Below are 14,819 nucleotides of genomic sequence, written 5' to 3'. Positions count from 1 at the left end.
AAAGTAATCAGCTCCTTACATTAATAAAATATTAAATATTTACCTGTGTTATTAAATGCAAAAATAAAATAAATGATAGGGCTAATAAGCTGTATTCAAAAAATTTTATATAAAAAATATTAGACCGTTATCACTTTATAGTGATAACGGACCCTTTTAAGGTTTAAATTTTCATGTGTTTTGGATATTATTTTTTCTAATATATTTTCTACTTGTTATCTCCATTATTAATGGGTTAGGAAGTAGATATTCTTCAGGTACCTTATCTTTAATTTGCTCAAGGACCTGATGATCAACTAAGACTTCTGGATTGTAAACTTTTGAAACAAACAAAGAATTATAATTGTCGGCTGTCATAGGCTCAAAGATTTGTATGCTTTTTGGATTAGGGATCTTAAAGTCTCTAGTCAAGATTTCTTTAATTGGTTCCCAAACTTTATAATCCACAAATATATTTGGTGTAGGAGTCTTTGTGGAAAACAACAAATCATAAAGACCACTTTCCATTGACTTAAATGTTATTTCGGTAAATGGGTTGGGGAGCAAATAATTATTAGGCACAGAAAATTTAATCGTGTCCCAGACCTCAGAGTCTACGAATATTTGAGGTGATTTAATAGGTGTTGAAAAGATGGAATGATAGGAATCTGCTTCCATGGATTTAAAGATTTTCTCCAATAAAGGATTGGGTAGAATATAGTCGTTAGGAGCGTTACTTATTATAGATTCCCATATTTGAGGATCTACAAATATTTTAGGATTTAATACCGGTGTGCGAAAAAGGATATCGTAAAAATCGCCTCTAAATTTTTCAAAGGTTTTCAATGTGTTGGGATTAGGCAAAATAAATTCTTGGGGAACTGATTCAATAATTCTCTCCCACTCTAGGCTGGAAATAAAAACATCTGGATTTGAGACTGGGATAGAAAACAAAGAATTATATTCATCTGAATTTATTAAAAATACTTTAGAATGATCATCGGAAGGATGGTTTAATCGCCCGGTTTTTTGTGTTCTTGACCAGACTTTTTTAGTCTTTAACCCGATTTTTTCCAACAATCCCTTAAAATTTGATAAACCATCGAGTAGATATTGATTAATTAATGTGATCAGATGCGCCATTATTCTCGCCCTTCCCACTTTCGGAAATAGCACTCTTATAAATTTCTGTTAATTCTTTAACACCTTTATCCATAGACCAATGAGTCATACCCCATTTTTTGGCGTTCGAGCCAAGCCTTTTCCTATACTTTTCATCATCTAATAATAAATTTATTTTTTTGTAGAGAGTCTTAGTGTCTCCAGCAGGAGTGACTAACCCTGTAACGCCATCCTCCACCATTTCAGGCAATCCGCCAACATCACTAACAATGATCGCTTTACCAGCAATTTGGGCTTCTATTACAGATAAAGGCTGATTTTCCAAGAGACTTGGAAGAACAAAGATATCCGAATTTGCTAATAAGTATGGGATATCTTCCCTTTTCCCAAAAAATAAAATGTCATCCTCTAAACCGAGGACTTTTCTTTGTACTTTTAATTCTTCTTGATAATCCCCGTTACCAACAATCCAGCATACCCAGTCTTTACGAACTTTTTTTAATTCACTTAAAGCAGCTATTAAATGATGAACTCCTTTTAGTTCTACCAGCCTGCCCGAATAAATAATGACTTTTTTGTTCTTTGGACGTAGAATGGAGGATTTTTCCTTCGAGCGTTTTATAAAATTCTCAGTATCGAAGCCATAATGTAGAATTTTAATTTGCTCATTTGGAACCTGAAACTCATTTGTTAATATATTTTTTAGCCACTCATTTGCGACAATGGTGACTTCTGCAGATGTAGCTCCTAGCCGCTCTAGCTCATCATAATATACTCTAGCCATATATGATGTATTTGATTTATGAATTGTCTTCAATTGATGCCTTACTTCATGAGCCACAGAACCATGTAGAGTAGCAATCAGAGTGGATTTTTCAGGCCTAACCCGATCAATGGAGGCAGTTGAGATTACGTCCTGTGTATGAATCACATCATATTTTTCCAACCCTAAATAGGCAGCGCTTAACTCATAGACGTATCTGTGAAATTCAGTATATTTTACTAAATCATTTGCATAAATTGCAGGGTAGGTTTGTGCGTTAAGTTTTGCATTTAATAATGGGAGAAGCTTATCGCTATCTACTTTTCTGTTTTCATTTACAATGTGTACAGAAATATTATCCTCATCATAACCAAGCATATCAACCTCATGACCCAGTGATTCAAGCTTTTTCTTAAGTTGAACCATATAACTCCATACTCCGCCTACATGTGGAATGGGCCAATAGGTTGCAAGCAGTATTTTCATTTACATCTCTCCTATATCTATTGATATATCATAACGATATGGGAAGATCGTCATTATGGTATAGGCCGTTAACTTAGTTTAGTTCAATATTATATATTTTTTATTTGAACGACTCATAAATATGATGTCCCTTTTTAATAATCTATTATTTTTGTTTTTAAGGGAATAAGTGCAAAATGGGTAAATGAATTAACTTTATAAAAATCAACTCGTCTATCTATATCTCATTTTAAATATTTTACATATGTTGTATTGAATATTATAAGGAGGAAATATTATGGGCCTAAAAATAATTAAGCTTGCCGTTACATCTGATACTAAAATTGCTATATCCCCCACTGTTACACGTTTTTTTTATGAAGTGCTTGAATCTTTGTCACAAATAACAACCTTGAGAATTGATGCTGCTGATTTTTTAGATGACTCTGGTCGTAAAGTTGATTCATTACCGTCATTAAATCTAAATAATAGCTATTTTAATGTTTATATCAATGGTGTTTTGCAAATGGACGATAATTTCGCTTATACTGCTGGCGAAGAAGGTATTGGGAACCTTCTCATTTCAATTCCAGATGGCTCAGAGATTGCCGCAGGAACTCCCATCATTTTAGAAGTTATAAACTTTAACCCCTCCCTTAAGACCACTTTTGAGACATAATTTGATGACATTAAGTAAATAGAAAATAAAGGCTACTAAAAAAGTGTTATAAACACCTTTTGAGTCAGCCTTATTTTTTTCCATAATATTAGACTATTAAAGTATTTTCCTGCGTTATCAGCTGAGTTAGATTTTACCATTATCAGTTATTTATGAAGCTCTCTTGTTATTGTGCACTGTATAGATAATGGCAGCTATCCAACCAATTAACTATGAGGAGTAAACAATAGTCATCCATACTTTCGTTATTGAAAATGCATTAACTAAAGTATGGACATTGGTCAATATAATAAACCCTCCCACAATGACTCCTAATAAATACGAAGGTAATTTTCTTACGAGCCATGCAGCAATGGGTGCTGCAATGACTCCTCCTAACATTAGCGTAAATACCCAAAACCAGTTAACTTCCTCCCAACCTATTGAAATGAGAAAGCCTAAAGTGGCTGAAACAGAAACAGCAAACTCACTGGTATCCACAGTACCAATAACTTTCCTTGCTGAAATCCCATTTCTAGTTAATAGAATTGGAGTTGTGATTGGTCCCCAACCGCCACCGCCAGTGGCATCTGCAAACCCGGCAACCAACCCTAAGGAAATCGATTGTGTTTGGGAAAGGGATATTGGTCTATCTTCGCCATTATAATTGAACTTAAACATAAAGCGGAAAAGGACATTACCACCAAGAAATAATAAAAATATAGAGATATATGGTTTTATTATTTCCCCTGGCAGATTGCTTAAAAAACAGTCCCCAGCAAATGCACCAATAGAGCCTGGTATGATCAATTTAACAAAGCCCGGCGGTCAACATTACCAAATTTTATATGGGAAATGCCAGATGCTGCAGTTGTTACTACTTCTGCTAAGTGTACAGATGAAGACGCAGCTATAGGGGTTACTCCAAAGGCTAACAACAATGAAGTGGAAGTACCCCCATAAGCCATTCCTAAAGATCCATCTATAAGCTGCGCTAAGAAGCCGATAAAAACGAAAATGATGAGTCTTTTCAATTTCATCCTCCATATATGGTCAAATGCCTTTTTGTAAACCTTTTATCAGTACTTCTACAACCTCTCTTCGGCTAAATGTACTTGGTGGAAATTCACCCTTTCTTAACAACTCTCTTACTGCAGTCCCTGACAGTATGTCGTGATCTTTAGAGGGATGTGGACATGTCTTGGTAGAAGCCATACCTTCACATTTTTTGCAGTAAAAGCAATGCTCAAAGAAGAGGGGGGTGATACCGAGCTCTTCATATTTAAAGTTGTTAAAAATTTTTTGTGCATCATATGTTCCGTAATAAGTACCGACCCCTGCGTGGTCACGGCCAACAATAAAATGTGTACAACCGAAATTCTTACGTACTACCGCATGGAAAATCGCTTCACGAGGACCAGCGTATCGCATTGCAGCTGGAAACACCGACAGGAAGACGCGGTTTTTGGGGTAGTATTTTTCTAACAATACTTCATAGCTCTCCATTCGAATATCGGCAGGAATGTCATCTGATTTCGTTTCACCCACTAGGGGATGTAAAAAGAGTCCATCGATCGTTTCCAGTGCTGATTTTTGAATGTACTCATGTGCTCGGTGAACAGGATTTCTTGTTTGAAATCCAACTACGGTATTCCATCCAAGTTCCTTGAACTTTTTTCTTGTTTCGGTGGGATCTAGATGATACGAAGCGAATTTTCCCTTTTCAGTTTTCCTCACAAGCTGGACTGGACCACCCGCATATACAGCAGGGCGTTCAAATAGTTTTTTAACACCTGGATGAGCCAGGTCGCTCGTCCCATAAACTTGCTCAGCTTCTTTCTTCTTGTCAGGAATAAATAATTGTTCCAGTTTTAACACGCCATATACAGCCTGGTCTTTCACCAATTTTACCCATTCACCTACAATTAGCTGCTCTGCTTTCTCCTTGCATACAGGCAGGGTAATGGGGATGCTCCAAACAGTTCCATTAGCCAGGCGCATACCATCTACAACTGAGTTATAGTCTTTTTCAGTTAAAAAACCATTTAGAGGACTGTAGGCTCCACTTCCGATTAGATCTAGATCACTTAAAGCCATGTTATCGATTTCAATTTCTTGACAGATTGATTCATAATCAAAAGTTGGATTGAATAAATGTATCAAAGTTCCCCCGTGTGGAACACTGTGGCTCATGTATACCGCTCCAATCATCGTTAATTTATGGGGAATGCATTAGTTTCTCGAAGAAATGGCATGGTTATATAAAGCAAGGAAATTGTTCACCATTTTATCCATTGACCATCGATCTTTTGCCCATTCCTTCGCACGGCTTGCAAACTGGGTCCGAATTAAGGGGTTATCGAGAAGATGTTTTAAGTGCAGATATAGTTGATGGCTATCTCCTGCCGCAGCAACTAATCCGTTTTCACCGTTTATAACCATTTCAGGGAGTCCTGCCGCATCGCTGACAATTACCGGAACACCGCTAAGCTGTGCTTCCATAACTGAATGCGGCTGAGTATCTTGCAAGCCAGGGAGAACAAATATATCAGCTTGTTTAAGAAAATGCTGTATGTCATCTGTTAGGCCTAAAAACTTGACTACATTTTCTAAACCCAATCTTTTACATTGGAATTGAAGTTCATCCTTTAAATCTCCTTCACCGAGTATCCAGCACTCCCAATCATTTCTATCCGACCTTAACAAGGCAAGGGCATCAATAAGGTGGTGTATACCTTTTAAATAAACAAGGCGTCCCATAAATAGAATAACTTTCTTATCTTGTGAAGGTAACTTTGTGGAAGATGATTGTAAAAATCCTTCTATATCCATACCATAGGGAAATGTAAACAGTTTATCAGGGGAAACTGAAAAATCGTTTATTGCATTATTCCGCATCCAGCTTGATTGAGTATGGATAAAATCACTTGACTGGTACCCTAGAAATTCCAGTGTTTTATGGTAATGGTACTCAAACGAGTCTAGAAGCTGATGCTCTGTTTGCTGGGGATACAAGGTCTTTAGAACATAAAGAACTTCCCCTGATAGAAAGCCATGGGCACTGGTTACTAAAGGAGTATTTTTAGGCTTTACTCTACTCATCGCTCGTGCCGCAATGACATCTTGCGCATGAATGATGTCATATTGGTCAAGTCCATAATACAACGAAGAAAATTCCAAGCTGTACCTGTATACCTCAGTGTAAAAAATCCAGTAGTTTGAATGTAATGTAGGAAATGTTTTAGTGAGGTGTTCATTAATATAGGAAGATAATTGTGAGATTGAGATTTCTGGTTGATGGCCTATTATGCGGTACTTGGTCGTGTCAGGAGTATGGCTAAGGATATCAACTGTATGCCCTAAACGCTCTAAACGATCTTTTAGATGTGATACAAATGTCCAAATCCCGCCTGGATAAGGAAGCGGATAATAAGACACGAGTAAGATTTTCATCTGCAGCCTTCTTTCAACAATATTGTCTTCGAAACTTTCTCTGTTTGGAAGTGACCTGTTAAATAACTAACACTCCATTGAAAGAAATGTCTCTGTATCATTTATGGGAAACTATTAGTTACTCGATGAAATCGCGTGCTTATACAAAGCAACGAAATTGTTCACCATTTTATCCATTGACCATCGATCTTGTGCCCATTCCTTTGCACGGTTTGCAAACTGGGTCCTAATTAAGGGGTTATCGAGAAGATAGTTTAAGTGCAAGTAAAGTTGATGGCTGTTTCCTGCTTGAGCAACTAATCCATTTTCACCGTTTATAACCATTTCAGGGAGTCCTGCTGCATCACTGACAATTACCGGAACACCACTAAGTTGTGCTTCCATGACAGAATGCGGCTGAGTATCCTGCAGGCCGGGAAGAACAAAAATATCTGCTTGTCTAAGAAAATGCGGGACATTATCCGATACTCCTAAAAACTTGACATCGTCCTCAAGACCCATGCTTTTACATTGTGCTTGTAACTCATTCTGTAACAATCCTTCACCAAGAATCCAGCACTCCCAATCACTTCTGTGACTTTTTAAAATGGAAAGCGACTCAATAAGATGCTGTAGTCCTTTAAGGTAAACCAGGCGGCCTGTATAAAGAATTACCTTTTTATTAGGTGGACGGCTAATGGACGTTTCGCCTTCTGAACGTTTTATATAGCCATCAATATCCATTCCGTATGGAAAAGTAGACAGCTTGTCAGCTGAGACGGAAAATTCATTCATAATTTTTTCACGCATCCAGTTTGATTGAGTATGGATATAATCACTACAATGATAACCAGAGTATTCTAAAGCTTTATGATACTCATACTCAAACCTGTCTTTAATTTGATCATCAGTTAAATAGCGGTTCCCAGTTTTTAAATAGTAGAATATTGCCCCTGAGAGGTTGCCGTGTGCACTGGTAACTAAAGGAATATGCTTTGGTTTTACCCTACTCATCGCACGTGCCGCGATTACATCCTGTGCATGGATAATGTCGTATTGGTGAAGTCCGTAATACAATGATGATAGTTCTAAGCTGTAACGATATAACTCAGTATGATAAATCCAATAGTTAGAGTGTAATGTAGGGAAAGTTTCCATTAATTTTTCATTAATATAAGGAGAAAGCTGGGAAATTTCTACTTCTGGCTGACGTCCAATGATGCGATACTTGGTAGCTTCAGGATTATGACTGAGTACATCTACGGTATGCCCCAAATGTTCAAGCCGATTTTTTAATTGCGATACAAATCTCCAAATCCCACCAAGTGCAGGTAGTGGATAATAAGAAACCAGTAAGATTTTCATTTTATAACCCCTCATTTGGGGGATAAAACTTTTTGATCGTTTCTGCTAGTTGTGGATCAGGAATAGTAAGCTCCAATGCCGAACTTTCCTTTAAATGTTTCCAAAGGTCAAAATCATTTACAGATAAATTAGCAGGTTGCTGCTGTTCTGTCATTTAAGCCACCCTTTCAGTAAAATAACTTTGTATATTTTATTATTGATCATTCAGTGGCGCTATGAATGGAGTAGATTGCATTCATATCATAATTCTCAAGTTGCTGTTCCCATAGTAATTTTTCATTTTTTAAATCATAACAAGCAATTCTGGTTGGAAGAACTCCGTACTCACCTTCCCAAAAGACTTTCCCGTCAGGTGCAGTTTTTCTCACCGGCCGTATTCTTGTAAAGCCAACAACCACTTTATCAGAATTCAACACTTTAATTCCTCTGCACCAGCCTAGTGGATTATTTGTGTTTGTCATATTGTTTAAGTTATACGTTTGTTTGGCATCATGATTTTGAAGGTCAACTTTAACGACATGTCCATCAACCTGGGTAAAGTAAAGGGAATCTTCGAAGACAACGCCATCATGTACCAGCGCTCGTCCAATATCGATGCGCTTATTGAAGTTAGTTAAGCATATGGCATCCTTTTGTAAACAACGGGTGACCCAAATATCATCATTCATTTTAAATACATAATTTGGATGTGATTGATGAGGTTTTGTGGATGCTACTTTACGATAATCAATGTTAGGAGAGAATCGCTCCCAGGTATTTCCTCCTAATACACTCCACTCGTTTAAAATTTCTCCTGTAAAAGATACTTCAAGAACCATATCTAAGCCGGTAATGACAACCAATAAATTCCCTTCTGCAGTCGGACAGACATGATGAATATCATTAAAGCAAGGAAGCGATAGGTAATGGACTTGTTTAAAATCAGGAAGGGAGTATACCAAAATTTCTGTTTGCGTACCTACATATAAGAGATTGTTATGAATCGTTCCAGCTGAAAATAAGATAGAAGGGTTTTCTTCCGTGCAAACTTCTGAAGGAGATATATATTCTAAACATTTTTCAGCCATGTTGTTTACTGGACAAACCTTTAAGATTAACCCTTTTTTGTATTGTTCCCAGTCTTTTAGCACCTTGTTCTTTTGTTCCGCTCCAACAATATAGAATTTTTCCAAACCTCTCACCTTTTTATATTCGTCTTTTTTACGTATTTATTCGCTCTATAGCATGTAACTCGTTTTTTAATGTAATGGGGTTTTATCTTATAAATAATCATTGATGTACTCCCTGAGGAGGGGCCGATATCTGTTGTTAAGGAAAGAAATTTCTTCTTTTATTTGTGGTTGATATTTTTTTGTTCCAGCCTCTTCATGTGATCTGAATTTAAGGAGAACTTCATCTAAATAGTGGATTGGATAACCGTTTAATAACATACGAAACCACATATCATAATCATGTGTATATAGCATGTCGGGGTTGAAATAGCCAATTTGGTCAAATATATCTTTCTCCATCACCACAGTACAGCCATTAACAGGATTCAATCTGAGGAATGCCTCATAAACCTCCCTTATATTTGAAAAACGCGGGCATGTCCACGAGATTAGAATATTATTATTCTTGTCAACGTAATCATAATTTGTAAAGCTTGCCTTTGCATTGTGTTTTTGCATAAAAGCTATTTGATGGGAAATCTTTTCTGGCAGAAAATAATCATCTGAACTCAACCATGCGATATATTCCCCCGAAGCTATACTTATACCAAGATTTAATGCTGTAGCAGTACCTCCATTTTCCTTTTTTAGATAGTAAAATTCCCCTTGAAATGGTTTAAGCTTTTCAGTGTATTTCGTCGAACCATCATCTACAACGATAATTTCGATATTCGGGTACGTTTGATTCAGCGCACTTTGTATGGCCTGATCAACGTATGAGCAGTTATAAAAAGGAATAATAATCGAAACTTTAGGTTCCATTTCTACCCTCCTAAATACATGTAATAAACTCAGGAACTAAGTAATCATATCCAAAGTTAATAGCACAGCAGCCTGATAAAAAAGGGCATTCTCGACTAATGTGTGAGTCATGCCCATAAATATTGGGATTATTTGGTGTGAACAAAATCATATACTTTATTTTTATTAGTGCACTTTGTTGCTTCATTTTGAAAAAAAAACCGTTATAATCCTAATGGCTGGTCCGAATAAACGGCAGCATTAAAACTTTCTGGTCCTACACGAAAAGTTCCCACTGCATCAGCGCTGACAAAAGCTGTATACGGGGAGTCGATTATCTGCTGGAATAGGCACTCTAAAATCAGAAGCCGTAAAAGAAATAACTTGAGGTCCTACTATTGATAAGTCAAGAGCTTCTCTAGCGGAATATATTAATAAATCAGTCGGGGCAAATCCCCTTACTATCGTAACGGTAACAGAGGTTGCTACTGGAAGAAGGGGTAGTTGAACAGTGACGGTTCCAGTTAATTGAGTCCGAAGCAGCCCGGTTGCACCGTTTGTTAAAAGTACAACTCGTCCAAAAAGTTCTTGTTCTCCAAGTAAAAGAGGAACTGAAATGGAATTAGCATAGCTTGCGTTTTGTGAGGTTCTAGCATCTATTAGTCTAGTGATAAGATCACCTCCTCTCTTAAAAAAGTCTTAATACTTTAACATGTTATGAGCAGAAGCTAAAAATGCATGGACATTTGTTTGAATAGGAAAAAATTTATTTTATTAATGTGTTGTTGTCTAAAACCTTGGCTCAAATGAACCATATACATATCATATGTTTGAAAATCAGGAGGAAAAATATGAATATACTATTTGTTTTTTATGTTCCGAGTGGTGGAGTAGAAACATTGAATCGTCAGAGATGTTCGGCACTAAGGAAATTAAACATCAATTGTCACTTCTTGTATTATCGGAAACAGAGAGAGTTGGTTAATAATCATGATGCGCCAACCTTTATTACAGATGATGACAAAGAAATAAAAAAAATAATAGATGAAGGAAACTATGAAGCAATTATTATCATTTCAGATTATCGGGCAATTAAAAGATTTAGGGATTTAGGGTACAAGGGTAAGATAATTTTAGAAATTCAAGGATATGGTCCCAAACATGTTGCAAGGTCGGAGCTTCAGAATGCAATACCTTATGTTACTGGTTATGGTAATGGAGTGTTAAATCCAAAAACCCCACATATCGTGGAAATATTTAATGAGTTTTATCCAACATTCCCAAAGTTCGCCTTTAATAACTGTTTTGATACAAGTCAATTTAGCTACCAATCACATCCGGTTAGCAGTCAACCCATCATTGCTTGGACTGGGCGGATTGAGGATAATAAAAATTGGAGAGAATTTCTTCAAATTGGCTATCAACTCATTAACCAATATTATCCTAATCTACAATTGTACATGTTCGAAGATCCTACGTTATCAACCCCAATAGAAAGAGCGGATTTTCACCAGTTAATTCAATTATTGAATCTTGAAAACAATCTTACCATCCATCCAAATATCCCAAATGAAAAAATGGCTGACTATTTTTCAATTATTGGCGATTCAGGCGGCTTTCTTTGTTCGACCTCAAAAGTAGAAGGTGCTCCATACTCCATTCTCGAAGCAATGAGCTGCAGATGCCCGGTATTAACCACAGATTCTGATGGAGTCAGAAGCTCCATACATCATAACCAAACCGGTAAGTACTACACCATTGGGAATATTGAAGAAGCAGTACGAGAGGCCAATGAACTTATGACAAATCAATACTTGCGGGAATATATCCGCTCAAACGCACTTGCACATTTAAAACAAGATTTTAGTCCAGAATTATATAGCAGGCATTTTGCCGAAATGTTAACCAGTTTAGGCATAGTCCTAAATTAGGAGGTAATGCTAAAAAAAAATGAACCGGTTTAGTATGGATGATGTTTTCACCCTGCTAAACCGGTTTTTATGATTGACGCCGAATCAATTATTTTTGTTATCCATCCAATTCTTTAATGCTAGTAACATCTGTTTATAATCTGGAATGACATATTTAAAATCAGTTCTAGTATTTTTAATCGTACGATCAAGAATGATAGCATGGTCAGGGATAATTTCAACATCATTTTTCCCAAAAACATCCTGAATCAATTTTAGTAATGAATACTTTGAAATTTTTTGTTCTGAACCCAACTGATATAAACCTGTAATTTGATTGGTGATTAATTCTTCTGTTGCCTTAGCTAGTTCGAGAGTGGTTACTCCATTCCATAAGACGTTTGTATACCCTTTAATCTTTCCTGTTTGTTTCATGAACCATAAAAATAAGCCAATTCCATCCTCTTTCATTTCTGGACCAATGATGGAAGTACGTATGGTCAGGTGTTTATCACTGATGATTTCACCCAATTGTTTAGATTGGGAATAGACTGAATTACCATCTGGAACATCATCTTCTGTATATTCTCCTTTTAATCCGGAAAATACGCAGTCTGTACTGATATGAATTAATTTCCCATGGTGGCGCTCAACAAATTTTGCTAATTGATGAGGAAGCAAGCTATTCACCTGGAAGGCTATAAGAGGATTACGGGCTGCATGATCATTTAAAATACCAACACAATTGATGATGATATCAGGTTTTAACATTTCTATCGTTTCTTCAACTCTTTTAAAATCAGTGACATCTAAATATTTACTTTTATTGTCATTCGCATCCCTTGAAGTATAGTTTACCTCATATTGTGTTTTGTCCATAAAATACTTAGTCATCACATGTCCGGCCATACCTTGTCCACCAAGTATAAGGATCTTCATTTAAATAAACCTGCCTTTTATTAGCATTTCCTTTATTTCAGCTTTACTTAGTAATCCTGTGCTGGAATTATAACTCTCTAAATTAACACGTTTGCATCCAGCATAATGCTCCTTTAATCCTTCTATTTGAATGGACGGTAGAATAACATAATACTCCTCATCACAAATGTATGCCATTTTGCTTTCATACTCTGAAAGAAGTTGTTCATGGATTTTTTCACCAGGGCGTATCCCTAATGTTTCAATCTGAACATTTTTATTAGATGAGGCCTCTATTAAGACATGGGCAAGATCTAGAATTTTGCATGCCGGCATCTTCATGACGAAGATTTCCCCGCCAACGCTGTCAAAAGTAGCCTTAAAGACTAGCTTTATAGCATCGTGGACTGTTAAGAAAAAACGAGTCATTTCTACATCTGTAATACCAATCTTTTGCTTCTCATTAATTTGCTTTTTAAACACATGTATAACACTGCCATTTGTGCCTAATACATTACCTCCACGTATACATACGAACCTTGTATTGGTATTTCTCAAGTTTGAATGAATAATTAGCTTCTCTCCCATAGCCTTTGAAAGTCCATAAAAATTGGCAGGATCTGAGGCTTTATCTGTAGAAATATAAATAACTTTCTGGACTTTGCATTCTATAGCTGCATCTATTACATTCTGTGTTCCAGTAACATTCGTTTTCATTGCTTCATCGGGCTGATCCTCACATACTGGAACATGCTTTAAAGCAGCAAGGTGGAACACATATTTAACATTCTGGCATGCCTCAAATAATGCATCCTTATCTTTAATATCGCCAATGATAAAATTTAATTTTGGATTATTGTCAAATTCTTGCTTCATGTTGAATTGATTCGATTCATTCCTTGAAAAAATTCGTATTTCTTTCGGATTGTATGTTAATAGCTGCCTGACTAGTTCATGGCCCCATGAACCAGTACCACCTGTTACCAGGACGATTTGGTTACTAAACAACTTGTATGCCTCCTAATAATAGTTTAATCATTTTATCCGCCACATTTTTACAAGCATAACCCTCTGGAAAGGACCATGTTTTCGGCAGATTTACCATAATATGAACACAATCTACAATTTTGTTCGCATTAATACCTGAGAGGATATTGCTTCCACACTCGATCGTTTCAGGTCTTTCAGTAGATTTGCGAATTGTAACAGTTGGAACATGAAACAGACAGCATTCCTCCTGAACAGTACCGCTGTCGGTCAATACGCAATAAGCACTTTTTTCAAGCTTAACAAAATCAAAGAAACTAAATGGCTCATGGAATTCCACTAAGGGATGAATGTTAATAACTGAACTGCTTTGTATGCGTGATTTAGTACGGGGATGTAAACTACAAATTACTCTTTTTTTATAGGCTTCTGCTACATGATTGATTCCATTGATAATCTCGTGTAAACGATCTTCATAATCAACATTTTCTGCTCGATGGATGGTAACTAAAAAATAACTCCCTTCTTTTAATCGTAACTTTTCAAGGATTTTACTTTGCTCAATTTCGTACTTATAATGCTCCAAAACCTCATTTATGGGGTTTCCAGATACAATAATTCGATTTCTGGGGATTCCTTCATTGATTAAATTCTCTTTGCTTTGAGGTGTATATGGGATATTAAAACTAGATATTGAATCGATTATACGACGGTTTTTTTCTTCTGGTACTTCTAGATCAAAACAACGATTTCCGGCCTCCATATGAATAACAGGAATACCCATTCTTTCAGCTAGGATGGCACTTAACCCACTATTTGTATCACCTAATACTAATACTTTATCGGGTTTTTCTTTTACGAAAATGATCTCTAAATTTTTATACATGGTCGATAACTGCTGCCCAAGGGACATCTGTTCATCAGACAAAATATAATCGGGTTCTCTAATCCCTAATTGTTGAAAGAATATAGCACTTAAAGAAGATGTATAATTTTGTCCTGTGTGAACTAAAGTATGTTTTTCAGCATACGTATCCAATTTTTTTATAATGAGACTTAAGCGTATAATTTCAGGCCTTGTCCCTAAAATGGTCATGATTTTCATCATCCACCCCCTGCGTAATATTATTTATCTCTTACACTATTCCCCTTGAGATAATTACTTTATAGGTTATTCATTTATTTTATATTTGCTATAGACATATAAATTATTTAATTTCCATCGATATCCATAAATCAGAATTCTTCCCCAAAGTCCTGGGGGATAA

Annotated in this window: 13 protein-coding genes and 1 pseudogene; 2 read left to right on the top strand and 12 right to left on the bottom strand. The window is 36.3% G+C overall.

What is annotated here, in order from left to right:
• Positions 1–171: 171 nt before the first annotated feature.
• Both QFZ31_RS02125 and QFZ31_RS02120 read right to left on the bottom strand, forming a co-directional pair.
• Positions 172–1,122 carry a hypothetical protein gene (locus tag QFZ31_RS02125; protein WP_307300539.1) on the bottom strand — a complete coding sequence of 317 codons (951 nt, stop codon included), beginning with the start codon at positions 1,120–1,122 and terminating at the stop codon, positions 172–174.
• Complete coding sequence (locus tag QFZ31_RS02120) at positions 1,097–2,350, bottom strand: glycosyltransferase family 4 protein (RefSeq protein ID WP_307300537.1); 1,254 nt, start codon at positions 2,348–2,350, stop codon at positions 1,097–1,099. Before QFZ31_RS02120 ends, QFZ31_RS02125 begins: the two co-directional genes overlap by 26 nt.
• Before the next feature lie 277 nt (positions 2,351–2,627).
• Between QFZ31_RS02120 and QFZ31_RS02115 the strand changes: the two genes are divergently transcribed.
• Positions 2,628–3,008, top strand: coding sequence for a DUF4183 domain-containing protein (locus QFZ31_RS02115; RefSeq protein ID WP_307300535.1), 381 nt, complete (start codon positions 2,628–2,630; stop codon positions 3,006–3,008).
• A gap of 210 nt (positions 3,009–3,218) precedes the next feature.
• On the opposite strand, the pseudogene QFZ31_RS02110 reads toward QFZ31_RS02115, so the two are convergent.
• The 7 genes and pseudogenes from QFZ31_RS02110 to QFZ31_RS02080 form a co-directional block, all read right to left on the bottom strand.
• A pseudogene (locus QFZ31_RS02110) lies at positions 3,219–4,021 on the bottom strand (sulfite exporter TauE/SafE family protein).
• A gap of 19 nt (positions 4,022–4,040) precedes the next feature.
• A complete protein-coding gene (gene sat, locus QFZ31_RS02105; protein ID WP_307300533.1) occupies positions 4,041–5,180 on the bottom strand; it encodes a sulfate adenylyltransferase in 1,140 nt (379 codons plus the stop codon).
• Between the two features lie 39 nt (positions 5,181–5,219).
• The gene (locus QFZ31_RS02100; protein ID WP_307300532.1) at positions 5,220–6,440 is read right to left on the bottom strand and encodes a glycosyltransferase family 4 protein; all 1,221 of its coding nucleotides are present in this window, start codon (positions 6,438–6,440) and stop codon (positions 5,220–5,222) included.
• Positions 6,441–6,554: 114 nt separating this feature from the next.
• The gene (locus tag QFZ31_RS02095) at positions 6,555–7,784 is read right to left on the bottom strand and encodes a glycosyltransferase family 4 protein (protein ID WP_307300530.1); all 1,230 of its coding nucleotides are present in this window, start codon (positions 7,782–7,784) and stop codon (positions 6,555–6,557) included.
• 1 nt (position 7,785) lies between these two features.
• Positions 7,786–7,938, bottom strand: coding sequence for a hypothetical protein (locus QFZ31_RS02090; RefSeq protein WP_307300527.1), 153 nt, complete (start codon positions 7,936–7,938; stop codon positions 7,786–7,788).
• A 46-nt stretch (positions 7,939–7,984) separates the two neighbouring features.
• The gene (locus QFZ31_RS02085; protein WP_307300524.1) at positions 7,985–8,956 is read right to left on the bottom strand and encodes a hypothetical protein; all 972 of its coding nucleotides are present in this window, start codon (positions 8,954–8,956) and stop codon (positions 7,985–7,987) included.
• Positions 8,957–9,043: 87 nt separating this feature from the next.
• A complete protein-coding gene (locus QFZ31_RS02080) occupies positions 9,044–9,757 on the bottom strand; it encodes a glycosyltransferase family 2 protein (RefSeq protein WP_307300521.1) in 714 nt (237 codons plus the stop codon).
• A gap of 830 nt (positions 9,758–10,587) precedes the next feature.
• Here QFZ31_RS02080 and QFZ31_RS02075 point away from each other — a divergent pair.
• Complete coding sequence (locus QFZ31_RS02075; RefSeq protein WP_307300519.1) at positions 10,588–11,667, top strand: glycosyltransferase family 4 protein; 1,080 nt, start codon at positions 10,588–10,590, stop codon at positions 11,665–11,667.
• An 84-nt stretch (positions 11,668–11,751) separates the two neighbouring features.
• Here the strand turns inward: QFZ31_RS02075 and QFZ31_RS02070 are convergent, their stop codons facing one another.
• From QFZ31_RS02070 to wecB, 3 genes are read right to left on the bottom strand one after another with little or no spacing between them, the layout of a single operon-like run.
• The gene (locus tag QFZ31_RS02070; RefSeq protein WP_307300517.1) at positions 11,752–12,585 is read right to left on the bottom strand and encodes a dTDP-4-dehydrorhamnose reductase family protein; all 834 of its coding nucleotides are present in this window, start codon (positions 12,583–12,585) and stop codon (positions 11,752–11,754) included.
• On the bottom strand, positions 12,586–13,572 hold the full coding sequence (locus QFZ31_RS02065; RefSeq protein ID WP_307300515.1) for an SDR family NAD(P)-dependent oxidoreductase: 987 nt from the start codon (positions 13,570–13,572) through the stop codon (positions 12,586–12,588). It abuts the gene before it with no gap.
• Positions 13,565–14,656, bottom strand: coding sequence for a non-hydrolyzing UDP-N-acetylglucosamine 2-epimerase (wecB, locus tag QFZ31_RS02060; protein WP_307300513.1), 1,092 nt, complete (start codon positions 14,654–14,656; stop codon positions 13,565–13,567). The genes QFZ31_RS02065 and wecB overlap by 8 nt, the downstream gene beginning before the upstream one ends.
• Positions 14,657–14,819: the final 163 nt, after the last annotated feature.

Source organism: Neobacillus niacini, from assembly GCF_030817595.1.
Lineage (GTDB): Bacteria > Bacillota > Bacilli > Bacillales > Cytobacillaceae > Neobacillus > Neobacillus niacini_G.
The sequence above is the reverse complement of the archived record's forward strand: the minus strand, read 5'-3'. Positions and strand labels throughout refer to the sequence as shown.